Source organism: Micromonospora sp. NPDC005979, assembly GCF_040614415.1.
GTDB lineage: Bacteria > Actinomycetota > Actinomycetes > Mycobacteriales > Micromonosporaceae > Micromonospora.
Genome location: NZ_JBEXUR010000003.1, coordinates 81439 through 107060, shown reverse-complemented (window position 1 = coordinate 107060; position 25622 = coordinate 81439). Strand labels below are relative to the sequence as shown.

The following is a 25622-nucleotide window of genomic DNA, read 5'->3' as shown; positions in this document are numbered from 1 at the left end:
CACGGCGCGTGTTCCCTGCGACCGACACGGGGAGGTAACGGGTGCCGGACGTCGACGGGTTCGACGAGTTCTACCGGGGGAGCCGACAACGGCTGCTCGGTTTCGTCTACGCCCTCACCGGCGACCGGGTCGAGGCCCAGGACGCGGTGCAGGAGGCGTACATCCGGGCCTGGCAGCGGTGGTCGACGATCAGCGGGTACGACGACCCGGAGGCCTGGGTACGGGTGGTGGCCAGCCGCGTCGCCGTCAGCCGGTGGCGCAGCCTGCGCAGTCGCGCCCGGGCGTACCTGCGGCACGGGGCGACCGAGAGCGTCCCCGGGCCGGGCACCGACACCGTCGAGGTGGTCGCCGCGCTGCGTCGGCTGCCCGAGGAGCAGCGTGTCGCCATCGCCCTGTACTACCTGGTCGGCATGCCGGTCGCCGAGGTGGCGCGGGAGACCGCCGCCCCGGTCGGCACGGTCAAGGCCCGACTTTCCCGGGGGCGTACCGCGCTCGCCGGCCTGCTCGCCGTCTCTGATCTGGAGGAGGCCACCGATGCATGACGACCCGACATTCGTCGATCGGATCCAGCGCGACCTGAATGACGTGCAGTGGCCGGAGCCGCAGGAGATCCGGGCCCGTGCCCGGCACCGCAGCCGTCGTACGGTCGCGCTGGCGACTGTCGCGGTCCTCGCGGCGGCGACGGGCCCGGCGTACGCCCTGACGGAACGCACCTCGGCGCCGCCCCCTGCCGCCGCCCTACCTGCGTCGACGCAGAGCCCTGCCCGGGCGGAGATCCCACTCGACTCCCTGCTGCCGGTCACCGAGGTGCCGGTCAAGGGCGTTGTGCAGTTGGGCGACGCCGGCCTCGGTGAGGTCGTCCGGTTGGATCCGACGTTGCAGAGGTGCGGTGACGACCGGGGCGTGCCGGCGGCCCCCGCGTACTCGCGTTACTCGCGGTCGCAGACCCTGTTGTCGCCGACGAAGGACGGCCGCGCTCCGGTGCGGGTCGAACTCAGCCAGGACGTCTACCGGCTCGACCCGCTGGTGAGCGCGCGTCTCTTCACTCATCTGAGGGCACTACTCGACGCCTGCCCGGAGTGGTATCTCGCCGAACGCGTCATGGTGGCAAATGAAACGACGCCGAACGAGAGCAAGCACGCGTGGGAGACGGCGGCGAGCAACTTTGCCGGTGACGAGTCGATTCTGGTGCGGCACGTGCCATTCGCCCCCGGTGGCCCGGCCGACGGAAGGACGCTCCAGCGCTCCAGCCCGTTCGGGATGACCGTGGTGGTCCGGGTCGGCGACCTGGTCACCGTCCTTGAGCCCAATCCGGACCTCAGGCTGCACGATGCGGACCTCGAGGCGCTGGGCCGCACGGCCGCCCGGCTGCTGTGCCCCGCTGCCAATCCGGGCTGCTGACTGTCCTTGATCCGCGCAACTTCGGGGATGTTGCTGCCTCCCGACGCCGGGAAGCAGCAGTTTCCCCGAAGTTGCGCGGATCAAGCCCGACCAGGGGAGCAACGGTCAGAGCGGGATGTTGCCGTGCTTCTTCGGGGGCAGGGTCTCGCGCTTCGTGCGCAGGACGCGCAGCGCCCGGACGATCTGGGTACGCGTCTCGTGCGGCGCGATCACCGAGTCGACGTACCCGCGCTCGGCCGCCACGTACGGGTTGGCCAGGGTGTCCTCGTACTCGGCGATCTTCTGGGCCCGGACCGCCGCCGGATCCTCGGCGCCGGCCAGCTCGGAGCGGTAGAGGATGTTCACCGCTCCCTGGGCGCCCATCACGGCGATCTGCGCGGTCGGCCACGCGAAGTTCAGGTCCGCGCCGAGGTGCTTCGAGCCCATCACGTCGTACGCCCCGCCGTAGGCCTTGCGGGTGATCACGGTGACCTTCGGGACGGTCGCCTCGGCGTACGCGTAGATGAGCTTGGCGCCCCGGCGGATGATGCCGTCCCACTCCTGGCCGGTGCCGGGCAGGAACCCGGGAACGTCGACGAAGGTCAGCACCGGGATGTTGAAGGCGTCGCAGGTGCGCACGAACCGGGCGGCCTTCTCGGAGGCGGCGATGTCCAGGGTGCCGGCGAAGTGCATCGGCTGGTTGGCGACCACGCCGACCGGCCGGCCCTCCACCCGGCCGTAGCCGATGACGATGTTCTGCGCGTAGAGCGGCTGGACCTCCAGGAACTCCCCGTCGTCCAGGACGTGCTCGATGACGGTGTGGATGTCGTACGGCTGGTTGGCCGAGTCCGGGATGAGCGTGTCCAGCTCACGGTCCTCGTCGGTGACGTCGAGATCCGCGTCAACGGAGAAGACGACCGGCTCGTCGAGGTTGTTCGACGGCAGGTACGACAGCAGCGCCTTGACGTAGTCGACCGCGTCGTCCTCGTCGCTGGCGAGGTAGTGCGCGTTGCCGCTGCGCGTGTTGTGCGTACGGGCCCCGCCCAGCTCCTCCATCCCGACGTCCTCGCCGGTGACCGTCTTGATCACGTCGGGACCGGTGATGAACATGTGGGAGGTCTGGTCGACCATGACGGTGAAGTCGGTGACCGCCGGGGAGTAGACCGCGCCGCCGGCGCAGGGCCCCATCACCAGTGAGATCTGCGGGATGACCCCGGACGCCCGCACGTTCCGGAAGAAGATCTCCCCGTACCGGCCGAGCGACACCACGCCCTCCTGGATGCGGGCGCCGCCGGAGTCGTTGATGCCGATCACCGGGCAACCGATCTTCATGGCGAGGTCCATCACCTTGACGATCTTCTCGCCGAAGACCTCGCCGAGCGAGCCGCCGAAGACGGTGAAGTCCTGGGCGAAGACGCACACCTGCCGGCCGTCGACCGTGCCGTAGCCGGTCACCACGCCGTCGCCGTACGGGCGGTTGCGCTCCAGTCCGAAGGCGGTGGACCGGTGCCGGGCCAGCTCGTCCAGCTCGACGAAGGAGCCCTCGTCGAGCAGCATGTCGATCCGTTCGCGGGCGGTCTTCTTGCCCCGGGCGTGCTGCTTCTCGACCGCGCGCGCCGACCCGGCGTGCACCGCCTCGTCGACCCGGCGCTCCAGGTCCGCCAGCTTGCCGGCAGTGCTGTGGATGTTGGTCCCGGTCTCGGTAGTCACCCAGGGAATATAACGATGGTTCAGGTGGGAGCGTCTGTGCAGTACGCCTCAACGCCGGCACCGGTCGCCGCCGTAGGCTGACGGAATGCCGGGCTCCCCGTACACCGATCTGGACCGACCGCCGCTGTCGGCGGCCCGGCTGCGGCGCGCGCTGGTCGCGCCGAACGGACCCTGGGCCCGCCTGGAGCTGCACGCCGAGACGGGCTCCACGAACGCGGACGTGTCCGAGGCCGCCGCCGGGGGCGAGCCGGAAGGGCTGGTCGTGGTCGCGGAGCGGCAGACCGCCGGGCGGGGTCGGCGCGGTCGGATCTGGCAGTCGCCGCCGCGCGCGGGCATCGCCACCAGCGTCCTGCTGCGGCCCGGCGAGGCCGCGCCGGACCGTGGGTGGGCGGCCGTCGCACCCACGGGGTACGGCTGGCTGCCGCTTCTCGCGGGCGTCGCGCTGGTCGAGGCGGTGGCCCGGCTGGCGGAGCTGGACGCCGCTCTGAAGTGGCCCAACGATCTGCTCATCGGCGACGCGAAGTGTGCCGGTGTGCTGGCCGAGGCGGTGCCGGGGCGCTCGCCGGCCCAACCGCCCGCCATAGTCCTCGGCATCGGCCTCAACGTGACCCTGCGGGCCGACGAGCTGCCGGTGAACCCGACCGGGTTGCCGGCCACCTCGCTGCAACTGGCCGGCGCGGCGGCCACCGACCGGGATCCGCTGCTCCGGGCGCTGCTGCGCTCGGTGGCGGACTGGTACGACCGCTGGCGCACCGCCGGCGGGGACGCCCAGGCGAGTGGCCTGCGCGACGCCTACCTGGAGTCCTGCGCGACGATCGGTCGCGAGGTACGAGTCCTGCTGCCCAACGGCGAGACCCAGACCGGCACCGCAACCGGAATCGACAACGACGGCCAACTCCAGCTGAAAACCCCCACCGAAACCCGATCCATCGCCGCCGGAGACGTCCTCCACCTGCGCTAACCCTCCCCGCGCGGCGATCTTGCACTTTCTGTCGTGGCGTACCTGGCTCAAGGCCGCGTAACGGCGACCGAAAGTGCAAGATCGTGGAAGCTCGGGTGGGGCCGCGTGGCGGATGTCGCCGAGTGGCTTTCGGGGATTACGGTCGGCGCGTCAAAGTAAAGGCGTTGGAGGTTGCCGTGGCGTTCCCCGAAGACGTGCTCACGAAGGACGAGCACGTCGTGCTGCACCTACACCCGCACTGGAAGGCTCTGGTCCGGCCGATCCTGGTGCTGGTCCTCGCCATCGCCGCCGTGGTGGTCGGCGTGCTCCTGCTGCCCGAGAGTTCCGGCGGTTCGATCGCGTTGGCCGTGATCGGCGCGATCGGCCTGATCGCGGTCCTCTGGCTCGGTCTGTGGCCGTTCCTGGTCTGGCGTACCACCCATTACCTGTTCACCAACGAGCGCGTGCTGTTGCAGCAGGGTGTGTTCTCCCGGGACCGCCGGGACCTTCCGCTCACCCGGATCAACGACCACTCGATGAACCAGCACTTCTTCGAGCGGCTGCTCGGCTGCGGCACCCTCACCATCGAGTCCGCCGGCGAACGCGGCCAGTCGGTACTCAAGGACGTACCGGGGGTCGGCCGGGTGCAGACCACCCTCTACGAACTCGTCGAGGCGCAGCACGACAAGCACTCGCTCGGCGACGGGGAGATGCGCGACATCCTCGCCGACATGCGCGAGGGCAAGCCGCTGCGCGACACCACGAGCTGAGCCGATCGGCGTTGACCACTCCGGCCCGAGGACCGGGTCGGAGTGGTCAGGTGTGCTGAGCGGCCCCGGCCGCCGCCGGCCCCGCCGGAGCCGGTTCCGCCCCAGCCTGCTCCGCCCCAGCCTGCGCAGCCGCAGCCGCAGCCGGTTCGGTCGAGGACGGCCCGGCCTCGGGGTCTGTCTCGACCGGCCGTAGCGCGAACCAGCCACGGAAGCGCGTCCGCAGCACCTCCTGCTCGGGCCGGTTGTCCGGGCCGAGGCGGAGCATGGTGCCGGTGAGGATGACGGTGCCGAGCCCGGCGCGAGCGTCCGAGGGGCGCGCGCCCATCACGTCGACCCGGACGGCGAGGCGGTCGCCGGCACGGACCGGGGCGAGCCACCGCAACTCCTCCAGGCCGGGGGAGGCGTCCGCCGCCGCGCGGGACAGCAGGTGATCGACGTACGCCCGCATGAACAAGCTGACCGTGTAGAAGCCGCTGGCGATGACCCCGCCGTACTGACTGGCCTCGGCCAGCTCCGGGTCGACGTGGTACCACTGCGGGTCGAAGCGCCGGGCGAAGGCGCGCATCTCGTCGCCGTCCACGGTCACCGTCCCGAGGTCGACGGTGAGTCCCGGGACGAGGTCCTCGAAGAACAGCTCGGCGGGCGCTCCGGTGCCGGAGCGGGAGGCGGGAGCGGTCACCGGCGGGGTGCGCGACGCGTACCGGCGTGCAGCTCCGCGGCGAGTTCCGCGTCCAGGTCGGCGGTCATCGGTCGCCCCTGCGCGGGAGCGGCGCCGGTCGCTCCGGGTGTCGGGTCGGGGCGGTCGGCGGACTGCGCCTCTTCCAGCTCGGAGACCGATTCGGCAAGCTCGGCGACCGGGTCCATCTCGGCCATGGTGTCCCACTCGTCGCGCGGGATGTCGTGCCAGGTGGGCTCGGTCTTCGTGGCGTCCGTGGCCGGTGTGACGGGCTGGAAGACGAAGGTCCGGTAGGACCAGAACCGGAACAGGGTGCCCAGCAGGACACCAGCGGTCTTCGCCACGTTCAGCGCCAGCAGGCCGTGCACGCCGAGCCCGTACTTGGCCGCCGCGACGGCCCCCAGCTCGATGAGCAGGCCGATCCCGTTGAACAGGAAGAACAGGACGTACTCCCGACGCATCGCCGATTTCGGGCGATCCCGGTACGTCCAGTGACGATTCATCAGGTACGACGTGATCGTCGCGACGAGGGTCGCGATCACGTTCGCCTTCAACTGACCGTTGACGAAAACGGTAAGTGCAAGGACATTGAACACCGCGTAATTGATGACGGTGTTCACGCCGCCGACGATGCCGAATTTGAGCGCCTCGTGGATGAACTTCTGCCAGCGCTCAGGCAGCAGACGGACAAGACGCATGCGAAACACCTTAGGGCAGTCGGTAGAGCCGGCGGTCACCGGCCGGACGAGGTGGGCGGCAGGTCACGCCCCGTGATCCCGGTCGTCCTCCACCTGCGGAACGACCGGAGTTCCCGCTTCGACGAAGACGAACCGCCGGTAGGACCAGAATCGGAACAGCGTCCCGAGGCCGGTGCCCACGACGAAGCTGGCGATGTTGTCGGCCAGCTGGGTCTGGAAGACGGCAGGCCAGATGCTGCCAAGCCCGTAGCGGCTGATCGCGAGGCATCCCACCGCGATCCCCAAGCCGACAGCGTTGAAGAAGAAGAACAGCGCGTACTCCCGCGCCGGGTTGCTGCGCTGACGGTGCCGCCAGGTCCAGAAGCGGTTGCCCAGGAAGGCGAAGGTCGCGGCGATCACGGTCGAGATGGTCTTGGCCGTCACCTGCTCCATGCCGCGCGCCGTCGTCAGGTAGTTGAAGAGCGCGAAGTCGACGAGGAAAGCGATCCCGCCCACCGTGGCGAACTTGCTCAACTCGCGCACGAGGTGACCGAAACGGTCGACCAGTGCGCGGACCAGACCTGGTCGGGTCTGCCGGGGGCCCGGTTGCTCCCCGGTCATCGTGGCGGCCACGGGGCGAGCCTACCGGCTGTGGAGGTGTCGGCGGGGGAGCAACGGCGAGGGGGGATCGTCGCCCATCGCGGCCCTGTCAGCCGGTGTGCCGCGGTTGAACGCAGCGTAACCAGAAGGGAGGACTGACGCGCCTCGGAACGGGAATCCGTGAACCGGTCGGCAGGGTGGGTTGACGGCCCGACCGCAACACGCGTCGACCGGGGGTGCACAACAAGATTTGCGTGAAACTGCGCAGGAAAGCGGGTATCAGATCGTGATGCCGCAGCGTGGCCGTACCTTGTGCAGTTCTTCACAACCAGTCCCACTGACTCGGAAGGCTGCCCGGTTTACGCTGAGCCCAATCCCAGGTTTCCACGAAGGCGGCGCTTCGCGTCGCTGAGACTCGTGCATCCCATAGATCGGTCAGCGTCGACCACAAGGAGATGTGTCATGGTTGCTCCGGCTGTAGTGCGGGGTATCGATCAGGCCCCGACGTCCCACCCGAAACTGCTTGCCTGGGTCCGTGAGGTCGCGGAACTGACCACCCCCGACCGGGTCGTGTGGGTGGACGGGTCCGACGAGGAGTGGCGTCGCCTCACCGATGAGCTGGTCGAGGCCGGCACCCTCATCCGGTTGAACCCGGAGAAGAAGCCGAACTCGTTCTACGCGCGCACCGACCCGTCCGACGTCGCACGGGTCGAGGAGCGCACCTACATCTGTTCCGTCGACGAGGCGGACGCCGGCCCCACCAACAACTGGATGGCGCCGGCCGAGATGAAGCGGACTATGACCGACCTGTACCGCGGATCGATGCGCGGTCGCACCATGTACGTCATCCCGTTCGTGATGGGCCCGGTCGAGGCCGAGAGCCCGATGTTCGGCGTCGAGATCACCGACAGCCCGTACGTGGTGGCGTCGATGCGCATCATGACCCGGATGGGCGCGGCGATCCTCGAGGCGATGGGCGACGACGCGGACTTCGTGCACGCGCTGCACTCGATCGGTGCCCCGCTCGCCCCGGGCCAGCAGGACGTGCCGTGGCCCTGCAACGAGACCAAGTACATCTCGCACTTCCCGGAGACCCGCGAGATCTGGTCGTACGGCTCCGGTTACGGCGGTAACTCGCTGCTCGGCAAGAAGTGCTACTCGCTGCGTATCGCCAGCGTGATGGGCCGGGACGAGGGTTGGCTCGCCGAGCACATGCTCATCCTCAAGATCACCTCGCCGGAGGGCAAGGTCCACCACATCGCCGGGGCCTTCCCGTCCGCCTGCGGTAAGACCAACCTGGCCATGGTGGAGCCGACCATCCCGGGCTGGAAGGTCGAGACCATCGGCGACGACATCGCCTGGATGCGGTTCGGCCCGGACGGCCGGCTCTACGCGGTCAACCCGGAGTACGGCCTCTTCGGCGTCGCGCCCGGCACCGACTGGAAAACCAACGCCAACGCCATGCGCACGCTGGACCGCGGCAACTCGGTCTTCACCAACGTGGGCCTCACCGACGACGGTGACGTCTGGTGGGAGGGCATGGGGGAGCCCCCGGCGCACCTGATCGACTGGAAGGGCAACGACTGGACGCCGGAGAGCGACAGCCTCTCCTCGCACGCGAACAGCCGGTTCTGCACCCCGATCACGCAGTGCCCGATCCTCGCCGACGAGTACTTCGACCCGAACGGCGTACCGATCGACGCGATCCTCTTCGGTGGCCGCCGCAAGGACACCATCCCGCTGGTGACCGAGGCCCGCGACTGGGTGCACGGCGTCTACATGGGCGCGACGCTCTCGTCCGAGACGACGGCCGCCGCGTCCGGCGCGGTGGGCGTGGTCCGCCGCGACCCGATGGCGATGCTGCCCTTCATCGGCTACCACGCGGGCGACTACTTCCGGCACTGGATCGAGATGGGCAAGGGCACCGACGGCGACGAGGCCAAGCTGCCGAAGATCTACTACGTCAACTGGTTCCGCAAGGACCCGGACGGCTCGTTCCTGTGGCCGGGCTTCGGCGAGAACTCCCGGGTACTCAAGTGGATCGTCGAGCGGATCGAGGGCACGGCCGACGCGGTCGAGACCCCGGTGGGCATGGTCCCGGCGCAGGACGCGCTCGACGTCGAGGGACTGGACATGACCCCGGAGGACGTCCGGATCGCGCTGAAGGTCGACCCGGACGAGTGGCGCAACGAGCTGCCGATGATCACCGAGTGGTTCGAGAAGTTCGGTGACAAGCTGCCCGGCGTGCTGTGGGCCGAGTTGGACGCGCTGCGCGCCCGACTGGACGCGGCGCAACCCCAGCGCCAGGTGTGAACGTCGCCCGCCGCGGGCAACAACGGATTCCATGAGGACGGCCGCCGAGACCGAGGTCCGGCGGCCGTCCGCCGTCCGCGCGCTCACCCTCCTGCTCGCGACGACAGCGGCGGCCACCGTCGTGGTCGAGCTGCTCAATTGGTGGTACGCCCCGGAGCAGGGCTTCGGTCTGGCCGTACGCACCGGCTGGGCCATGCTGCGCTCGTTCGGCTTTCTGCTGCTGATCGGGCACGTGCGAAGGGGCCGGACGGCGGCCCGCCCGTTCGGGTTGATCCTCGCGGTCACGACGATCTTCGCCGTCGGCCGGCTGATCGTGCCCCGGCAGGGAGTGCCGCCGCTGCCGGGACTGCTCGGCTTCGCCGCGCTCACCGCGCTGTGTGTGGCGGTGGTCTGGCTGCTCTACCGCTCGTCGGCGCTCGCCGGGCACCTGGTTCGGCACCGACCCCGACTGGTCATCGACAAGACCGGCATCTCGTGGCGGGAGACGCCTCCGCGCCGGCCGCAGGCGAGCGCGTGGTTGTTGACCAGCCGCGTGGCGGCGTTCACCTACAGCCCGCTGATGCTGGTGCCGGCGCTGGTGGCCGGGGGCGCCATCCTGGACGATCGCCTCTCCGCCGTGCCGGCCGTGCTGTTCTGGTTCGGCGCCGGCATCGCGGCCAGCTACGCCGTGCTGTTCTGCACCGCGTTCCTGATGCGCGGCAAGGACTGGGCGCGGAGCCTGCTGGTCGTCGTCACGTTGGGCGTACTCGCGGTGGACCTGCCGCTGTGCTGGTGGCTGCTGGGCCTGGACGGCCTGATCCGCGACGGCGCCCCGCTGGTGGCCGCCGCGGCCCTGGCCCTCTACGGCCTACGCCGGGCGGCGCGGGCGTCCGACGCCGCCATCCCCGTCTGAGAGCCCGCGCGAGGCATTGGGGCTGGCGGGTTGGTGCGAGCCCTGTCGGGTTGCCCCCAGCGCACCAGACGGCACGGGTGCCGGTGCGAACCCGCCGGTCCGGGCGACAGGTCACCCGGTCGCGCCCGGGGGTGCGGGTGGTGGGTGCGCACCCTTTGCTCTGCTTCAACGGGCGCAACACCTGGCGTCCGGTAATCGGACGCGAAGTGTTGCGTGGGGGGAAGCAGAGCAAAGGACGACGGGGAGGCCGGCGGGCGGCAGTGCGGCAGCCGTGTGGGCGGGCGGCAGCCATGCGGCAGTGCGGCAGCCGTGCGGGTGGGCGGCCAGGGGGCAGGATGGCGGGTGACGTCGGTCACCGTGGCCGGTGTCGACGGCCCAGGGTGATCGCCGGGCGGGACGGGTCCGAGCCGTGCCACCCCGGTCGGAGGGAGGCGCGCGGTGAGCGACGAGTTCGACGTGGTGGTGGTCGGTGCCGGGCCGGCCGGGGCGGCCGCCGCCCTGACGGCCCGCCGGGCGGGCGCCAGCGTGTTGCTGCTGGACCGTGCCGACTTTCCCCGGGACAAGGCGTGTGGCGACGGGATCGCCGCGCATTCGGTGGACGTCCTCACCGAGTTGGGCGTGACCGAGGCGGTGGCCGGGTACGCCCCGCTGCCCGCGCTGCGGATGGTCGCGCCGGGCGGCCAGGCGGTGGCTCGGGCGCTGCCCCGGCCGGCGTACACCGTGCCCCGGGAGGTCTTCGACGCGCGGCTGGTGGCGGCGGCGGTGGCCGCCGGCGCGCAGCTGCGTCGGCACAGCGTCCGGCGGGTCCAGCCGCGTGGCGACCGGGTGGTGCTCGACGGGGAGCTGTCCGGCCGGGTGGTGGTGGGCGCGGACGGCGCCGGGTCGGTGGTGCGCCGGGCCCTCGGCCACCCCGTCAACCCCGACCGGCACCTCGCGCTGGCCATCCGTGGGTACGCGCCCGCGCTGCCCGGCCCACCCGAGCAGCTCATCGTGACCTCCAAGGCGCGCTGGCCGGCGTACGCCTGGTCGTTTCCGATCGGCGACGGGCGGGCGAACGTCGGGTACGGGGAGGTGCTGCGCGGCGAGCCGCTGAGCCGTGCCTACCTGCTGGATCGGTTGGCCGCGCTGCTGCCCGGCACCGACCTGTCGACGGTGACCGCGTTGCGCGCCCACCATCTGCCGCTGTCCACGCACCGGCCGGCGCCGGGTCGGGACCGCACCCTGCTGGCCGGCGACGCCCTGTCGCTGATCAATCCGTTCACCGGGGAGGGCATCTTCTACGCGCTGCTCTCCGGGGCGTTGGCCGGGGCCGCTGCGGCTCGGGAACCGGAGGCGGCGGCTCGACGCTACGCCGCGGGTCTGCGTCGCCGCCTCGGCACACATCTGCGCCACAGCTCGGTGGCCGCCTGGCTGGCGCGGCGGCGACGAGTGGTCGACGCCGCGGTCCGCGCGGCCCGTCGAGACGACCGGGTGTTCGACGACGTGGTCGAGTTGGGGCTTGGCGACGGGCGGCTCACCGCTCGTACGCTGGGCATGATCGGCATCGAACTGTCCGGCGGGGATCGCCCTCCGAAGGGGTGATCCGGCGGGCGGGTCGCTACGCTGCTAGGTGATGACGCTGCGGAACCTTATCTACTCCGTGTACGAGCGCCGGCTCACCGCGAAGCTCGCGGGCAAGCCGGTGCCCCGGCACGTCGGGGTGATGTGCGACGGCAACCGCCGGTGGGCCCGCGAGATGGGCTACGTCGACCCGAACGACGGGCACCGGGTCGGCGCCGCGAAGATCAAGCACGTCCTCGGGTGGTGTGACCAGGCCGGTATCGGCCACGTCACGCTCTACCTGCTCGCCACCGACAACCTGCGCCGCCCGGCCAGCGAGCTGGACCCGCTGCTGCAGATCATCGAGGACCTGGTGGTGGAGCTGGCGGAGGAGGGCAACCCCTGGCGGCTGCGCATCGTCGGCGCGCTCGACCTGCTGCCCGCCCAGACCGCCGCGGCGCTCAAGGGCGCCGAGGAGCGTACCCGGGACCGCAGCGGCGGCGCGGAGGTCAACATCGCGGTCGGCTACGGCGGCCGGCGGGAGATCACCGATGCCGTCCGCTCGCTGCTGCTGGAGCACGCGGCAACCGGCGGCACCCTGGAGGAGCTGGCCGAGGTGCTGGACGTCGAGCACATCGCCGAACACCTCTACACCCGTGGCCAGCCCGACCCCGACCTGGTCATCCGTACGAGTGGGGAGCAGCGACTGTCCGGGTTCATGCTGTGGCAGTCCGCGCACTCGGAGTTCTACTTCTGCGAGTTGAACTGGCCGGACTTCCGGCACATCGACTTCCTGCGGGCACTTCGCTCGTACGCCACCCGCCAGCGCCGCTACGGCGCTTGAGGGCCTCAGGGCAGCTGGTCCAGGGCCCGGGTCAGAAAGTCCCCCAGCGCGGCTGGTGACTCGATGGTCAGGTCGGCCGCGTCGGCCACCTCCTGGCCGGTCTCCGGGTTGGCCACGGCCACACAGACACCGAAGAAGTCCGGGTCGCCCTCGGCGCGGGCGCGCAGCGCCGCGAACGCCTTGATGTCGGAGACGTCGTCGCCGAAGTACCAGGCGCCGCTGGCACTCTGGACCACCTCGCCGATCACCATCCCCTTGTCCCGGTCGACCGGTGGCTTGAGCTCCAGCACCATCCGGCCAGCCTGCACCCGCAGCCCCAGGCGGTCGGCCTGCGCCTGCCCCCACTGCTGCACCGTCGCACCGAGCTGCGGGGCCGTACGCCAGTGCAGCGCGACGGAGAGCCGCTTGAACTCGACGAGGGCGCCGGGCGGCAGCTCCTCCCGAGCCAGGTCGGCCAGCTCGGCCATGGTGGGCACCCAGGGCAGGGCGGTGGGCTCGGTGACGGTCTCGCCACCGGAGTGGCTGTGCTCCAGGCCGTAGAGGCCGTACAGGTCCACGCCACTCAGCTCGCCGAGGCGGTCGCGGAGGAACTCGACGGGCCGCGCGGAGACGATCGCGATCCGCTGCACCACCGGGGCCAGCGCCTCGATCGCGGCGAGCGCGTTGGGCGCGGGACGGACCGCCGTCGGATCGTCGTCGACGGGCGCGAGTGTGCCGTCGAAGTCGAAGAAGAGCACGGTCCCGCCGGCCCGGCCGGCGGTTATCTGCCATGCCTGGTCGGCGTTCAACGGGGTCCTTGGCTGGTGGTTGCCCAGATTCAACGGCGGCACGCGCGTCAGCGTACCCCGGCGTTGGAGGCTCATTCCTGGCCGAGCGGACCCACTCGGCGGCGCTGTCGTCAGCGTTCGGCGGCTCCTCGTCCACGGCGTCCGAACGGCACCACCGCCGCCTCCTGTCCGTGGCTGAGCAGGTAGCCCTCCACGAACCCGGTGTTGCGATCCCCGGTGTGGGTCTCGATCTCGTTGAGGCGCGCCACCAGGAACTCGGTGAGCGCGCTGATCCGGTCGTTGAGCCGCTCGTGCAGTTCCGCGACGACGGCCAGGATGACCGCCGTGCCGGCGCTGGTGAGCGCGAGAAGGTTGACGAGCAGCGGCAGCTGCCCACCGTTGACCGCGAGGGTCACCACGTTGCCGGTCGCCCACAGTGTCATCGACACCGTGGCGACCACGACTCCCCACCACTTCAGGGTCATGGACAGACCCCTCCTTCTGTCCCGCAGGGCTAGGTTCGGCCTTGTCCCGTCCCCCCGCCGATGACGAGCCCAAGCAGTACGAATAGGGACGCTAGCGTGCCCGTTCCTGCCCCGGAGCGAAACGAATGAACCTGACCAGGCGTTCTTTCGCCATCTGAGGAACTACCCGGCCTGATCGCCTCTTTTTCGGACATCGACCGGCAACGTTGGGCGGTATGCGAGGTATCTAATGGTTTCGCGGATGTGGAACTTCTCCGCGTCCGACACGTTCGGGTCGACCAGACGGCGCAGCAGGGCCTCGACGTCCGGGTCCATCGGCGGGGCCGGCTGTCCGGCCCGGGGGCCGCTGGCGGTGCGGTCCCAACCCAGCGCGGCGAAGGCGGCTGCGGGGTTCAGTCCCAGGCCCTCGCAGAAGGCGACCACCCGTTCGGCCTCGGGGTCGCTGGCCCAGTCGCCCCGCACCCACCGGTTGATGGTCTGCCGGGAGACGCCGGTACGCCGTGACACCTCGGTGCCGCTCCAGGCGCGCGTGGCCCGCGCCTCGTCGAGGGCGCGCCGAACGAAGGTGGCGAAGGCGATTTTTCGCGCGTTGGCCGTCTCGGTCACCCCGTGACGGTACGACCAGCCGTCGGCGGGTGTTTGCCCAGGCACGCTGCTGTCACGCGGACGTGACGGCACTCTCGGATTCGGAACCAACGATCCAGCGCCGCTCTTGAGGGGTGTCACCCGGGCAGAATAGATGCCCGTCGTGGCGAATGTAAGGGGACGAAAAGCTGATACTGTCACGCTCATGGGACAATCTACGGTGTGTCACGTGCATGAGACGACTGGTGCTCACATGCGTCATGCCCCGGGTGCCGAGGGGGTGTGGTGACCGAGCTCGCCACCCGAGCCCAGGCCTTCGGGCTGATCGCCGAGGGAGTGGCGGCGGGGCTCAGTGCCCCGTGGCGCCTCTACCTTGCCCGAGGTTGCCGATACCTGTCGCTGAGCGTCGGCGACCGCACCGAGTGGAACGCCTGGCGTACCCACCTCGGCTGCCCCGAGTTGAGCGTCCGGGTCTACGACGCCGGCGGGGAGATCCGTCGATCCTCGGTCGCCGAGGTCGTGCTGGACGGCTGTCGGATCACCGTCGAGCTGGTCGAGGAGGTCAGCACCGACGACCTGGACCGGCTGCTGGTCGCGGACCCCACGGCCGACCCCACCACGGTCGAGCCGGAGGAGCGATGAGCCGGCGTCCGGGCCGGGCGGGGGGCGCCCGATGAGCCCGTTCCTCGTGGTCTTCCTCGTCCTGGTGCTCGGTGCCACCAGCTACGCCGCCGGCCGCCTGCACGGCCAGCTCAGCTACCGCATCGGCTATCGCTTCGGCTACCGCCAGGGTTACTTCGACGGGGATCGGGGCGCCTGGAACCGCCGCCGTCGCGACGCCCAGGCGGCGATCGCCTCCGCGTTGTCGGTCTCCTCCCCGGGGGCCGTCCGCTCCGCCGGTACGGTCGTCCGCCCCGACGCGGTGGCCCGCCCCGGCACCACCTACACCGGCTCGTCGTTCACCGCGCCGGCCGCCCCGATCACCGGGCGGCACCCGACCGGCACGCTCGTCCGACGAACCGGCTGAGCCGGCTGGCGGGTCGCCCCCGAGCGTCCCGCCGACCGGCCCGCGGGAACGCGGTGCGTCGTCCGTGGCGGACACGCACCGTCGGGGCCACGTCAGACCGGTGACGGCGGCCCCGCCGGCCGGGATGCGCGCAGGGGGCATGCATCCCGGCCGGCTCGCCGCGCCCGGCCGCCACGTTGACGGACACGCGCGTCGTCCCGCGCCGGCTCGTCCGTCCGGCGCTGTTCACACGGCCGTCTCCAGAGATCCACGATCGCCCCTAGCCGGGACGGTCCTGCGCCGCTAGCGTCTAGGCATGGCGCGGGGTTCTCCCGAGCCAGCCGGTCCACCCGGATCTGCGACCTCGCGCACGGGGTTCCGCATCCGACCCCTCCGGGCACCGGACGAGGCGGAAAACGGGTGGCCGGGTGCCCATCCGTCGGAGCAGGCCTGTGACGACTCGCCGTACCACCGCCGGTGCCGACCAGACCCCGGCCGCGACTGCCACGACCCGCCGCGCCGCCCGGAGCCGCCGTGCGGCGGACGCCGCGCCGGCCGAGAACAAGGAGCCCCGACCAGCGGGGCAGGCCTTCGTTCTCGACACCTCTGTGCTGCTGTCCGACCCGGCGGCGTTCCACCGCTTCGCCGAGCACGAGGTGGTGCTGCCACTGGTGGTCATCACCGAGTTGGAGGGCAAGCGGCACCATCCGGAGCTGGGCTGGTTCGCCCGGCAGTCGTTGCGGATGCTCGACGAACTGCGCGTCCGGCACGGCCGCCTCGACCGACCGGTACCCGCCAACGACGCGGGCGGGACGCTGCGGGTGGAGCTGAACCACACCGACGACGGCGTACTGCCCCCCGGGTTCCGCACCGAGAGCAACGACGCCCGGATCCTGTCGGTGGCGCTCAACCTCGCCGCCGAGGGGCGGGACGTCACGCTGGTCAGCAAGGACATGCCGCTGCGGGTCAAGGCCGCCTCGGTGGGTCTGCGCGCCGACGAGTACCGCCACGGTCAGGCCAGCGACCCGACCTGGACCGGCATGTCGGAGATGGAGTTGGGCGAGGAGCAGATCGGCCAGTTGTACGCGGGCGAGACGCTCGACCTGGACGAGGCGGCCGGGCTGTCCTGCCACACCGGGCTGGTGCTGCACTCGGCGCGCGGTTCGGCGCTCGGGCGGGTGCTGCCCGACAAGTCGGTCCGCCTGGTCCGGGGCGACCGTGAGGCGTTCGGGCTGCACGGCCGCTCGGCCGAGCAGCGAATCGCCCTCGACCTGCTGCTCGACGAGACGATCGGGATCGTCTCGCTGGGCGGCCGGGCCGGCACCGGCAAGTCGGCGTTGGCGCTCTGCGCCGGCCTGGAGGCCGTGATGGAGCGTCGCCGGCACAAGAAGGTGATCGTCTTCCGCCCGCTCTACGCCGTCGGTGGTCAGGAGTTGGGCTATCTGCCCGGGTCGGAGTCGGAGAAGATGTCGCCCTGGGCGCAGGCGGTCTTCGACACGCTCGGCGCGGTCGTGCACGAGAACGTGCTGGAGGAGGTCACCTCGCGGGGCATCCTCGAGGTGCTGCCGCTGACCCACATCCGGGGGCGCAGCCTGCACGACGCCTACGTGATCGTGGACGAGGCCCAGTCGTTGGAGCGCGGGGTGCTGCTCACCGTGCTGTCCCGGATCGGGCAGGGGTCCCGGGTGGTGCTCACCCACGACGTGGCCCAGCGGGACAACCTGCGGGTCGGCCGGCACGACGGTGTGACCGCGGTGATCGAGGCGTTGAAGGGGCATCCGCTCTTCGCCCACGTCACGCTCAGCCGTTCGGAGCGGTCGCCGATCGCCGCCATGGTGACGGATCTCCTTGAGGACATCCCGCAGTGATGGGGGTTTTGTAGCCTTTCGTCCCTATTTTAGATGTGGCGCAGGTCACAAACGGCGCGGTCGGTTTCCCATGTGCCTCACTGTGCGCGATGGTGTCCCACGAGCGCCCACGCACCACAGGCATCGCTGATGATCGCTTGCCCGAGGTCAGGGCGGCATCAGTGGCGATCGGTGCGTCGGCGCGACCGGCTCACCGGTCGGGGCGCTCACGGCACGGCTGAGGGCTGACGTGGCCCGGCGCCGCGCCGTGTCCTTGCCCCCGACGAAGGGACCACTTCGTGAGTCGGCTGTGGAGCCGGTTGGGTGCCCGTACGGCCGCTGTCGCGTTGCTCTCCGTGGGCGTCGCGGGTGGCTTCTACCTGGGCGAAGACCGGGAAACTCAGCAGCAGGGCCTGACCGCGCAGGTCGGCGTCGAGGTCGACCGCGTCGACCTCTCCTACCAGCGTGAGCGCCAGGCCAACCACCAGGTCGCGTTCGCCCGGCAGCGGGCCGCCGAGTACCAGGCCAAGCTGCGGGCGGCCCAGGCGGCCAAGGAGGCCGCCGAGCGGGCCCGCAGGGCCGAGGCCGCCGCCGCGTCGCGTAAGCGCGAGCGCGAGGCCGCGGAGAAGGCCGCCAAGCCGTACGACGGGCCGATCCCGGCGTCCTGCGCGGAGTACAGCGGCAACCGCAAGATCGGTTGTGCGCTGATGCTCGAGAAGGGCTTCGGCATCGCCGAGTTCCCCTGCCTGGAGAAGCTCTGGACCAAGGAGAGCGGCTGGAACCACAAGGCCGCCAACCCCATCGGCGCGTACGGCATTCCACAGTCACTGCCGGGCAGCAAGATGGGCACGGTCGCCGACGACTGGCGGACGAACCCGGCCACCCAGATCATCTGGGGCCTGGGCTACATCAAGGGTAAGTACAAGACGCCCTGTGGCGCCTGGACCTACTTCCAGAACAACAACCACTACTGACGACGTACGACGGCGGGGCGGGTGGGCGACCACCCGCCCCGCCGTCGTACGTACCCCGGTCGGGACGTGAGTGGCGGTCGGCCCCTTTTGCTGATAGCAGTTGGGGGGTGAGCCTGCACCCGCCAAGCGGCGACCCGTTCCGGTTCGGCACCGAGGCGTTCTACGCCTCCCTCGGCCGGGCCTTCGTCGCCATGTGCGCGGTGGTCCCGTTCCTCTTCCTCATCGAGGCGATCGACCAGGGGCTCGCGTTCGGTCTGGACGCGACCGCCGGCATCATCCCGCACCGCATCGACGGCCTCGACGGTGTCTTCTTCTCGCCGTTCCTGCACCATGGCTTCGACCACCTCTACAGCAACAGCATCCCGCTGATCCTGCTGGGCACCTTCGTGCTGGCCGCCGGCGCGCGCCGGTTCCTGTGGTCGACCCTGGTCATCATCCTGGTCTCCGGCCTCGGGGTCTGGTTCACCGGCTCGCCCAACTCGGTGGTGGTCGGCGCGAGCGGGGTGATCTTCGGTTACCTGGGCATCCTGCTCACCCGCGGCATCGTCGAGCGCAGTTGGTGGAACTTCGCCGTCTTCCTGCTCGTCGGCCTGCTGTACGGCTGGCAGCTCGTCGGCATCCTCCCCACCGACGAGCGGATCTCCTGGCAGGGGCACCTGTTCGGGCTGCTCGGCGGCGTGGTGGCCGCGATCCTGTTCCGCCGCCGTCGGCCGATGGTGGACGGTCCGGACTACTCGGGGTCGACCCTCAGCCTGCCCTGACGCGCTCGTCGGCGCGCCTCTGGGACATGCTTGCCCGACCGCTGTGCCCCGCCTACCGTCGAGATCAGCACGCGTTGATCCGCGAGCGGAAAGCGACGGTACGCCATGCGCGAGGTCGATGTCGCCGTGATCGGGGCCGGTCCCGCCGGTCTCTTCGCCGCGTACTACGCGGGGTTCCGGGGCCTGTCCGTGGCGGTGATCGACGCGCTTCCCGAGCCGGGCGGCCAGGTCACCGCCATGTACCCGGAGAAGCTGATCCTCGACGTGGCCGGCTTCCCCGCCGTCAAGGGTCGTGACCTGGTCGCCAACCTGGTCGCCCAGGCGGCGCCCTTCGCTCCGCGGTACCTGCTCGGCACGCGGGCCGAGAAGCTGTCGTACACCGATGACCGGCCGGTGCTCGGCCTGGCCGGCGGCGAGCAGCTGGGCTGCGGCGCGGTCGTGGTCACCGGCGGGCTCGGCAGCTTCAGCCCACGGCCGCTGCCCTGCGCCGACGGCGCCCCCGGTGCCGGCATCGTCTACTTCGTGACCGACCCGGCGGAGTTGACCGACCGGGACGTGCTCATCGTCGGCGGCGGCGACTCCGCCTTCGACTGGGCGCTGGCCCTGCAACCGCTGGCCCGCTCGGTGACCCTCGTGCACCGCCGGGAGAAGTTCCGGGCGCACGCCTCGACGGTCGCCCGGGTGCTGTCGCTGCCGGTGCGGGTGATCGTGAACGCCGAGGTCACCCGCCTGATCGGGGACGCCGCGGTGACCGGCGCCGAGGTGACCGTGCGCGGCGGCGCGGCCGAGACCCTTCCGGTGGACACGGTGGTCGCCGCTCTCGGCTTCACCGCCGACCTCGGCCCCCTCGCCGAATGGGGGCTCCGGCTCGACCGCCGGCACATCGTGGTGGACAGCGCGATGGCGACGAACCTGCCGCGGGTCTTCGCGGCCGGCGACATCACCGAGTACCCGGGCAAGGTGCGCCTGATCGCCACCGGCTTCGGCGAGGCCGCCACGGCGGTCAACAACGCGGCGGTCGCCATCGACCCGGGCGCGCACCTGTTCCCCGGGCACTCCTCCGACGCGGGCTGACCGTCGGTATCGGACACTGACCGGTCCGTGTCCGGATCGAGACGGGTCGAATGGACCCTGAGGAAATGACGGGGACCGGGAAGGCACCCGATGGCGCGCCCACGACGCTGGCGTGGCTCTGCCATCCGACGACTCTGCTCGCGTTGGTCCTGCTGGTCCTCAACGACCGTCTGTGGAAGGCGGCCTTTCCGGGCCTGGTGACGGGCAAGCTGAGCGACGTGGCGGGCCTGGTGCTCGCTCCGCCGCTGGTCGCGGTGCTGCTCACGCTGCTGGTGCCGCGGCTGCCGGCCCGCACGGCCGCGCTGGTCGGCCTGGTCGCGGTGGGTGCCGGGTTCGCGGTGGTCAAATCCAGTGGGTACGCCGCTGACCTGGCCTCCTCGGCCTGGACCGCGCTGGCGGGACCGTCACTGGTCCGGGCCGACCGGACCGACCTGTTCGCGCTGCCGGCGCTCGGCCTGGCGTGGTGGAGCTGGACCCGGGCCCGGGTGCGGCCGGTGCGGCACCGGACGGCCCGGCTGGTCCGACTGCTTGTCGTGTTGCCGCCGGCGGTGTTGGCGGTGGCCGCCACCAGCGCGGCCTGGTTTCCCTACGCGCTGGGTACGACGATGCTTGACGGCCGCCCGGCGATCTCGGTCGGCGAGGGCTCCGAAGACGCGTCGTACTGGCCGGACGACCCGGCCGACGGCCAGTGGGCGGTCAGCAACGACGGGGCGGTGACCTGGCAAGACGCCACCGTTGACGAGACGGGATGGCTGAACAGCCAGGACACCCCGCGTCAACGGGCGTGTGCGCCGGAAGACCCACGGCGCTGCTACCGGGTGATACCGGGGCACCTTCGGGTGGAGCAGAGCGACGACGCCGGCGTGACCTGGCAGGTTGCCTGGGAGGTGCCGGACCCGCGGCGCGACGAGTTGGCCCAGCGCTATCCGGCCCCCGGCGACGCCCGCCGCCACTTCTCCTCCCGGGAACTGGTCGTCTATCCACACCTGGGCGGCGGCCACGAGGTGCTGGTCGCGAACGGTCGGGACGGCTTCCTGCGTCGCCTGTCGGACGGCGGTTGGCGGCGGGTCGGGTTCCTCGGTGCGCAGCCGTCCGCGACTGATCCGCCCGAACTGCCCCCGCTGAGCGACGGCGGGCGGGTCCAACGCGGGGTCGACCTCTGGCTCGCGTTCGGGCTCGCGTTGCTGCTCGGCTGCGTGGTCACCGTATTCGCCGGTCATCTGGCGATCCGACGCGGCGGCGGCGGTCGCGGGTGGGGGATCGCCGGAGCCCTCACGATCGTGCTGGCCGGGCTCGTGCTGGATGCCAGCTGGCCCCGGGCCGACGCGACGAGCGTCGTGGTCACGGTGCTGTTCCTCGTCGTGCCGTTGGGAGCGTTGGCGGCGGGCGCGCTGCTCCTCGTCGCGTGGCTCAGCTTTGCTCCGGGACACTGGGTCGGGTTGGTGGTGGCTGACCTGCTGTTCACCGTGATCCTGGCCTCGCTGCCGCTGGCCGGCTGGCTGAACGGCACACTCGGGCAGACCTGGGTGGCCGTCGCGCTGGCCGGGCTGGCCACCGTGCCGGGCCTGCTGCTGGCCGTCCGGCTCGCCAGGCTGGCCGACCCGACCCGTGCGGAGAACCGGCGCGACACGCCGCCCTACCCGCCCTACCAACCCCCGCCGCCGCGGTTGCCGCTGCGCTGACCCCGACTGCCCCCAACTGCGCCGATCTTGCACTTTCTGTCGACGAAGTGTGTGCAGGTGCGGCTTATGTCGCGACAGTAACCGCAAGATCGGCGCGGGTAGGTGTGCCGTCGGCCCTGGTCAGGGTTTCTGGGCGGCGGGTGGGGCCAGGGCGGCTATCAGCACGGCCACCAACGTCAGCGCGGCCCCGAGCAGGCTGTTCACGCTGGGATGCGAGGCCGCTGTGGGCAGCACCAGGTCCAGCAGCACGGCCCCCACGATCTGGCCGGCGATGGTGGCCAGGCCGAGCAGCAGCACACCTGTCGTCCGTACGATCGCGGCGGCGATCGCGATGAACACGATGCCGATCGGACCGCCCAGGTAGAGCCACGGTTCGCTCGGCGCGTGACCGGTCGGCCAGCCGCGTACGACGATGTCGACCGTGAACGCGACCAGCAGGGTCGCCGTGCCCACGGCGAAGTTCACGAGCGTGGCGGTCAACGCGCTGTCGGCCGCCGCCCGGACCTGCCCGTTCACCGCCTGCTGCCAGGCGATGCCCACACCGGCCAGCAGGGGCAGCAGCGCCAGCGCCAGCCCGCCCGGGTCGCCGAGCCGGTCACCGACCGCCAGGACGACCGCGAGCACCGTGAGCACCGCGCCGGCCAGGCGCTGTCGGGTGACCGGCTGCCGACCGGTCGGGCCGATGCCGGCGCGGTCGACGGCGAGGCTGCTGCCGGACTGGCCGGCCACGACCGCCACGGTGAAGACCGCCACCCCCAGCGAGCCGATGGTGAGCCCCTGCGTGGCCACCAGCAACGCCCCGCACATACCCCCGAGGCACTGCCACGGGCGCAACGTGCCGGCCGTGAGGGCCCGCCGTACGGCGTGCAGCCCTCGCCGCCCACCAGGGGTGGCCGGCACCAGCACCAGCAGCACCACCAGGCCCAGCCCGAACGAGACCACCGCGGCCGCGAAGCCATCGGCCAGGCGTACGCCCAGCTCGCCGTTGATCCGAGACTGCGCCGCCACCGCGACCCCGGCGACCGACGCCAGCGCGACACCGATGATCCGGCGGGTGGCTGGCAGGGTCGGCGGAGCCGCGGTGCCGGTGCCGCTCACTCCTGTTCGGCGAGCGGACGACCGTCGAAGTCGACCGCGGAGTAGAGCGCCAGCTTCTCCAGCCGGTGGTACGAGTCGATGACCCGGATGGTGCCGCTCTTCGAGCGCATGACGATCGACTGGGTGTACGCGCCGCCGGCCCGGTACCGCACCCCGCGCAGCAGGTCACCGGAGGTGACACCGGTCGCCACGAAGAAGCAGTTGTCCCCGGTGACCAGGTCGTCGGTGCCGAGCACCCGGTCCAGGTCGTGCCCGGCGGCGAGGGCCTTCTCCCGCTCCTCGGCGTCGCGCGGCCAGAGCTTGGCCTGCATGGCGCCACCCATGCACTTGAGCGCGCAGGCCGAGATGATGCCCTCCGGGGTGCCGCCGATGCCCATGAGCACGTCGACGTCCGACTCGCCGCGGGCCGCCAGGATGGAGCCGGCGATGTCGCCGTCGGAGATGAACCTGATACCCGCGCCGGTCCGGCGGATCTGGGTGACCAGGTCGTCGTGGCGGCTGCGGTCCAGCACGCAGACGGTCACCTCGGAGACGTCGGTACCCTTGATCTTGGCGATCCGGCGCAGGTTCTCGCTGACCCCGGCGTTGATGTCGATCACGTCGACGTACGCGGGGCCGACCGCGAGCTTCTCCATGTAGAAGACCGCGCTGGGGTCGAACATCGCGCCTCGCTCCGAGACGGCGAGCACCGCGAGGGCGTTCGGCATGCCCTTGCTCATGAGGGTGGTGCCGTCCACCGGGTCGACCGCGACGTCCACCTCCGGGCCGGTGCCGTCGCCGACGTGTTCGCCGTTGAAGAGCATCGGGGCGTTGTCCTTCTCGCCCTCGCCGATCACCACGACACCGCGCATCTGGATCGAGTTGATCAGCTTGCGCATGGCGTCGACAGCGGCGCCGTCGCCGCCCTCCTTGTCACCCCGGCCGACCCAGCGGCCGGCGGCCATCGCCGCGGCCTCGGTGACCCGGACCAGGTCGAGGGCCAGGTTACGGTCGAGATCCTGTGGGATGCGGGTCCTGGTGTTCGTCATGACGGCTGCTCCTCCTCGCGACGGTGCGGGGACGGCCGGCGGCGAAGTGGCGTCGCTGCCGGCTTTGTCGCTGATCCTCACACGATGGCCGACCGAGCGCCGGTGCGGGGCGGTGATGGGCCGGATACCGCCGGTCGGGCGGCTGCGAAGATGGCAGGGTGGAACCCGCACAGCCTGCTGACCGCGTACCCGCCGACCAGACGCCGCCCGACGGCCAGCCGCCGGCCGACCTCCCGGACGCCCCCGGCGCCGGGCCCGCCGCGACGGGCCCGGCGGATCCGACGGCACCGACCACCGGCGAGCCGGCCCTGGTCGCCGACGAGGCGACGCCCGTGGCCGAGCCGGGGCCGGCGGCCCGGCCGTCGCCGCCCCGGGCGGCCGCGACGGCGGGCAGGGCCGAGCGGTCACCCAAGGACATGGCGATCTCGCTGCTGGTGCTGCTCGTCCCGATCGCGCTGCTGCTGGCGTTCTACCGGGGTTTCCTGGGCGGGGACCAGGCCACCACCGTCGACCCCGCGCCGGCCTTCGAACAGGCGCGGTCCGCGAACACGTTCCCGGTGAGCGAGCCGCAGGGGCTCGGCTCCGGCTGGCGTACGGTCAGCGCCCGCTATCAGAGCGTCGAGGGAGGCGCGACGCTGCGGATCGGCTACCTGACGCCGGAGGGCAGGGGTGTGCAGCTCGTGCAGAGCAGCGTGCCGGCCGAGCGGCTGCTCCCGGCCGAGCTGACCGACCAGGGTCAGCCACAGGGGCCGACCGAGTTGAGTGGGCGCACCTGGCAGCGGTACACGGCCCGGGGGAACCAGCAGGCGCTGGCCCTGCTGGAGCCGACCCGTACGGTGCTCGTGATCGGTGACGCGCGGGACAACGAGCTGCGGGAGTTGGCCGGCGCGCTGCGCTGAGGAGTCCACAGTCGATGGGGCGCACGCCGAGGGGTCGGTCCGGTACGCTCCCTCGGCTCGGTCCGGCGCGTACGCCGTGGCCGGGCCCTGTCCCCCTTCGTGAAGTGAGAACTCAGTGAACATTCGACGGTGGAGCTTCGGCTTCCTCGCCGCCACCCTGCTCGTCCCCGGCCTGGCGGCGTGCAAGTCCGACGCTGCCGAGCCGGCCGCCGCCCCCAGCGCGTCCGCTCCGGCCGTACCGGCCGACCCGAAGGAGGCGCTGCTCGCCTCCACGAAGGAGATGGCCAAGGGCGACTTCACGTTCACCATTGCGGGCGCCGACCTGACCGGCGGTGGCCTGGTGCACAAGCCCAGCAACAGCGCGCAGTTGACCATGAAGATGGGTGACGCCTCCCAGGACGTGTCGATGGAGATGGACCTCATCTACATCGACTCGGAGAGCTGGGTGAAGATGGAGCTCGGCGGCGAAATGGCGGCCATGGTCCCCGAGCTGGCGAAGAACAAGGGCAAGTACCAGCACCTCGACAAGACCAAGGCCAAGGAGATCAAGGACTTCCAGCTCGACCCGGAGACGTTCGACCCGGTCGACAGCGAGACCCTGGTCAAGGGTGTGACCGAGGTGCAGAAGACCGGCGAGGGCAGCTACGCCGGCAAGATCGACATCAGCGCCTCCGCGGAGTCGGTCGCCCTCGACGAGGACGTGGTCAAGGCGCTCGGCGCGCAGGCCAAGTCGCTGCCGTTCACCGCCAAGCTGGACCCGCAGGGTCGCCTCACCGAGCTGGTCATCTCGGTGCCGGCCGCCGGCGAGACCGCCGCGCACGACATCAAGATCGGGTACGCGGGCTACGGCGCCGGGACCGGCGCGCAGAAGCCGCCGGCGGACAAGGTGGTCGAGGCCCCGGCGGAGACGTACGAGATGTTCAAGTAAGCCGCACGGCGGGCCGGGGCGACCACGGGTCACCCCGGCCCGCTCTGTTCCGCACCGGTTGTTTGCAACAACCGGACAACAAGGGTGATTGTCCGACGCGTCGACAGGGAACAAGAAGGGAGCGATCCGGGCGCGCCGCTCGGCCCG

Annotated in this window: 25 protein-coding genes and 1 pseudogene; 17 read left to right on the top strand and 9 right to left on the bottom strand. The window is 71.2% G+C overall.

From position 1 onward, the window contains the following. The first annotated feature begins 41 nt into the window (after nucleotides 1-41). Nucleotides 42-542, top strand: coding sequence for a sigma-70 family RNA polymerase sigma factor (locus ABZ272_RS06605; protein ID WP_355048890.1), 501 nt, complete (start codon nucleotides 42-44; stop codon nucleotides 540-542). Continuing rightward, complete coding sequence (locus ABZ272_RS06600; RefSeq protein ID WP_355048889.1) at nucleotides 535-1401, top strand: hypothetical protein; 867 nt, start codon at nucleotides 535-537, stop codon at nucleotides 1399-1401. The genes ABZ272_RS06605 and ABZ272_RS06600 overlap by 8 nt, the downstream gene beginning before the upstream one ends. A gap of 105 nt (nucleotides 1402-1506) precedes the next feature. Here ABZ272_RS06600 and ABZ272_RS06595 read toward each other — a convergent pair whose 3' ends face one another. Then, a complete protein-coding gene (locus ABZ272_RS06595) occupies nucleotides 1507-3090 on the bottom strand; it encodes an acyl-CoA carboxylase subunit beta (protein WP_355048888.1) in 1584 nt (527 codons plus the stop codon). 85 nt (nucleotides 3091-3175) lie between these two features. Here ABZ272_RS06595 and ABZ272_RS06590 point away from each other — a divergent pair, with 85 nt between their 5' ends. Next, entirely contained in the window at nucleotides 3176-4051 is an 876-nt protein-coding gene (locus ABZ272_RS06590; RefSeq protein WP_355048887.1) for a biotin--[acetyl-CoA-carboxylase] ligase, read from the top strand. A gap of 176 nt (nucleotides 4052-4227) precedes the next feature. Continuing rightward, a complete protein-coding gene (locus ABZ272_RS06585; RefSeq protein ID WP_355048886.1) occupies nucleotides 4228-4800 on the top strand; it encodes a PH domain-containing protein in 573 nt (190 codons plus the stop codon). A 46-nt stretch (nucleotides 4801-4846) separates the two neighbouring features. Here the strand turns inward: ABZ272_RS06585 and ABZ272_RS06580 are convergent, their stop codons facing one another. From ABZ272_RS06580 to ABZ272_RS06570, 3 genes and pseudogenes are all read right to left on the bottom strand, one after another. Beyond that, nucleotides 4847-5479, bottom strand: a complete 633-nt coding sequence (locus tag ABZ272_RS06580; RefSeq protein WP_355048885.1) for a MaoC/PaaZ C-terminal domain-containing protein — start codon at nucleotides 5477-5479, stop codon at nucleotides 4847-4849. Continuing rightward, nucleotides 5476-6174 (bottom strand): GtrA family protein, encoded by a 699-nt coding sequence (locus ABZ272_RS06575; RefSeq protein ID WP_355048884.1) that lies wholly within the window; start codon nucleotides 6172-6174, stop codon nucleotides 5476-5478. The genes ABZ272_RS06580 and ABZ272_RS06575 overlap by 4 nt, the downstream gene beginning before the upstream one ends. 63 nt (nucleotides 6175-6237) lie before the next feature. Next, nucleotides 6238-7079, bottom strand: a pseudogene (locus ABZ272_RS06570) (GtrA family protein). Nucleotides 7080-7215: 136 nt separating this feature from the next. Here ABZ272_RS06570 and ABZ272_RS06565 point away from each other — a divergent pair. The 4 genes from ABZ272_RS06565 (at nucleotide 7216) to ABZ272_RS06550 (ending at nucleotide 12341) form a co-directional block, all read left to right on the top strand. After that, entirely contained in the window at nucleotides 7216-9066 is a 1851-nt protein-coding gene (locus ABZ272_RS06565) for a phosphoenolpyruvate carboxykinase (GTP) (RefSeq protein WP_355048883.1), read from the top strand. Between the two features lie 31 nt (nucleotides 9067-9097). Further along, nucleotides 9098-9958 carry a hypothetical protein gene (locus ABZ272_RS06560; RefSeq protein WP_355048882.1) on the top strand — a complete coding sequence of 287 codons (861 nt, stop codon included), beginning with the start codon at nucleotides 9098-9100 and terminating at the stop codon, nucleotides 9956-9958. A gap of 438 nt (nucleotides 9959-10396) precedes the next feature. Continuing rightward, complete coding sequence (locus ABZ272_RS06555) at nucleotides 10397-11539, top strand: geranylgeranyl reductase family protein (RefSeq protein WP_355048881.1); 1143 nt, start codon at nucleotides 10397-10399, stop codon at nucleotides 11537-11539. Nucleotides 11540-11570: 31 nt separating this feature from the next. Further along, nucleotides 11571-12341: an isoprenyl transferase gene (locus ABZ272_RS06550; RefSeq protein ID WP_355048880.1), complete on the top strand. Its 771-nt coding sequence runs from the start codon at nucleotides 11571-11573 to the stop codon at nucleotides 12339-12341. A gap of 5 nt (nucleotides 12342-12346) precedes the next feature. Here ABZ272_RS06550 and otsB read toward each other — a convergent pair whose 3' ends face one another. The 3 genes from otsB to ABZ272_RS06535 form a co-directional block, all read right to left on the bottom strand. Further along, a complete protein-coding gene (gene otsB, locus ABZ272_RS06545; protein WP_355048879.1) occupies nucleotides 12347-13171 on the bottom strand; it encodes a trehalose-phosphatase in 825 nt (274 codons plus the stop codon). 68 nt (nucleotides 13172-13239) lie between these two features. After that, entirely contained in the window at nucleotides 13240-13593 is a 354-nt protein-coding gene (locus tag ABZ272_RS06540) for a hypothetical protein (protein WP_355048878.1), read from the bottom strand. 162 nt (nucleotides 13594-13755) lie between these two features. Then, the gene (locus tag ABZ272_RS06535; RefSeq protein WP_355048877.1) at nucleotides 13756-14199 is read right to left on the bottom strand and encodes an XRE family transcriptional regulator; all 444 of its coding nucleotides are present in this window, start codon (nucleotides 14197-14199) and stop codon (nucleotides 13756-13758) included. A gap of 264 nt (nucleotides 14200-14463) precedes the next feature. Between ABZ272_RS06535 and ABZ272_RS06530 the strand changes: the two genes are divergently transcribed. The 7 genes from ABZ272_RS06530 (at nucleotide 14464) to ABZ272_RS06500 (ending at nucleotide 21522) form a co-directional block, all read left to right on the top strand. Beyond that, nucleotides 14464-14820, top strand: a complete 357-nt coding sequence (locus tag ABZ272_RS06530) for a hypothetical protein (RefSeq protein WP_355048876.1) — start codon at nucleotides 14464-14466, stop codon at nucleotides 14818-14820. A 31-nt stretch (nucleotides 14821-14851) separates the two neighbouring features. After that, nucleotides 14852-15205, top strand: a complete 354-nt coding sequence (locus tag ABZ272_RS06525; RefSeq protein WP_355048875.1) for a hypothetical protein — start codon at nucleotides 14852-14854, stop codon at nucleotides 15203-15205. A 431-nt stretch (nucleotides 15206-15636) separates the two neighbouring features. Continuing rightward, nucleotides 15637-17052 carry a PhoH family protein gene (locus tag ABZ272_RS06520; RefSeq protein WP_355048874.1) on the top strand — a complete coding sequence of 472 codons (1416 nt, stop codon included), beginning with the start codon at nucleotides 15637-15639 and terminating at the stop codon, nucleotides 17050-17052. 278 nt (nucleotides 17053-17330) lie between these two features. After that, nucleotides 17331-18005: a lytic transglycosylase domain-containing protein gene (locus tag ABZ272_RS06515; RefSeq protein WP_355048873.1), complete on the top strand. Its 675-nt coding sequence runs from the start codon at nucleotides 17331-17333 to the stop codon at nucleotides 18003-18005. Between the two features lie 107 nt (nucleotides 18006-18112). Continuing rightward, nucleotides 18113-18766, top strand: a complete 654-nt coding sequence (locus tag ABZ272_RS06510) for a rhomboid family intramembrane serine protease (RefSeq protein ID WP_355048872.1) — start codon at nucleotides 18113-18115, stop codon at nucleotides 18764-18766. A gap of 105 nt (nucleotides 18767-18871) precedes the next feature. Further along, complete coding sequence (locus ABZ272_RS06505; protein ID WP_355048871.1) at nucleotides 18872-19840, top strand: NAD(P)/FAD-dependent oxidoreductase; 969 nt, start codon at nucleotides 18872-18874, stop codon at nucleotides 19838-19840. A 65-nt stretch (nucleotides 19841-19905) separates the two neighbouring features. Continuing rightward, nucleotides 19906-21522: a hypothetical protein gene (locus ABZ272_RS06500; protein WP_355048870.1), complete on the top strand. Its 1617-nt coding sequence runs from the start codon at nucleotides 19906-19908 to the stop codon at nucleotides 21520-21522. A gap of 120 nt (nucleotides 21523-21642) precedes the next feature. Here ABZ272_RS06500 and ABZ272_RS06495 read toward each other — a convergent pair whose 3' ends face one another. Beyond that, nucleotides 21643-22620: a DMT family transporter gene (locus ABZ272_RS06495; protein ID WP_355048869.1), complete on the bottom strand. Its 978-nt coding sequence runs from the start codon at nucleotides 22618-22620 to the stop codon at nucleotides 21643-21645. Further along, nucleotides 22617-23648 (bottom strand): class II fructose-bisphosphatase, encoded by a 1032-nt coding sequence (glpX, locus tag ABZ272_RS06490; protein ID WP_355048868.1) that lies wholly within the window; start codon nucleotides 23646-23648, stop codon nucleotides 22617-22619. Before glpX ends, ABZ272_RS06495 begins: the two co-directional genes overlap by 4 nt. 158 nt (nucleotides 23649-23806) lie before the next feature. Here glpX and ABZ272_RS06485 point away from each other — a divergent pair, with 158 nt between their 5' ends. Then, the gene (locus ABZ272_RS06485) at nucleotides 23807-24547 is read left to right on the top strand and encodes a DUF4245 family protein (protein WP_355048867.1); all 741 of its coding nucleotides are present in this window, start codon (nucleotides 23807-23809) and stop codon (nucleotides 24545-24547) included. A 115-nt stretch (nucleotides 24548-24662) separates the two neighbouring features. Next, entirely contained in the window at nucleotides 24663-25475 is an 813-nt protein-coding gene (locus tag ABZ272_RS06480; protein ID WP_355048866.1) for a hypothetical protein, read from the top strand. The last annotated feature ends 147 nt before the right edge of the window (nucleotides 25476-25622 follow it).

Coding starts and splice junctions, on each gene's coding strand:
- ABZ272_RS06525 (WP_355048875.1), top strand. CDS start 14,852: ATGAGCCCGTTCCTCGTGGTCTTCCTCGTCCTGGTGCTCGGTGCCACC.
- ABZ272_RS06590 (WP_355048887.1), top strand. CDS start 3,176: ATGCCGGGCTCCCCGTACACCGATCTGGACCGACCGCCGCTGTCGGCG.
- ABZ272_RS06505 (WP_355048871.1), top strand. CDS start 18,872: ATGCGCGAGGTCGATGTCGCCGTGATCGGGGCCGGTCCCGCCGGTCTC.
- glpX (WP_355048868.1), bottom strand. CDS start 23,648: ATGACGAACACCAGGACCCGCATCCCACAGGATCTCGACCGTAACCTG.
- ABZ272_RS06600 (WP_355048889.1), top strand. CDS start 535: ATGCATGACGACCCGACATTCGTCGATCGGATCCAGCGCGACCTGAAT.
- ABZ272_RS06575 (WP_355048884.1), bottom strand. CDS start 6,174: ATGCGTCTTGTCCGTCTGCTGCCTGAGCGCTGGCAGAAGTTCATCCAC.
- ABZ272_RS06565 (WP_355048883.1), top strand. CDS start 7,216: ATGGTTGCTCCGGCTGTAGTGCGGGGTATCGATCAGGCCCCGACGTCC.
- ABZ272_RS06550 (WP_355048880.1), top strand. CDS start 11,571: ATGACGCTGCGGAACCTTATCTACTCCGTGTACGAGCGCCGGCTCACC.
- ABZ272_RS06560 (WP_355048882.1), top strand. CDS start 9,098: ATGAGGACGGCCGCCGAGACCGAGGTCCGGCGGCCGTCCGCCGTCCGC.
- ABZ272_RS06500 (WP_355048870.1), top strand. CDS start 19,906: ATGACGGGGACCGGGAAGGCACCCGATGGCGCGCCCACGACGCTGGCG.
- ABZ272_RS06540 (WP_355048878.1), bottom strand. CDS start 13,593: ATGACCCTGAAGTGGTGGGGAGTCGTGGTCGCCACGGTGTCGATGACA.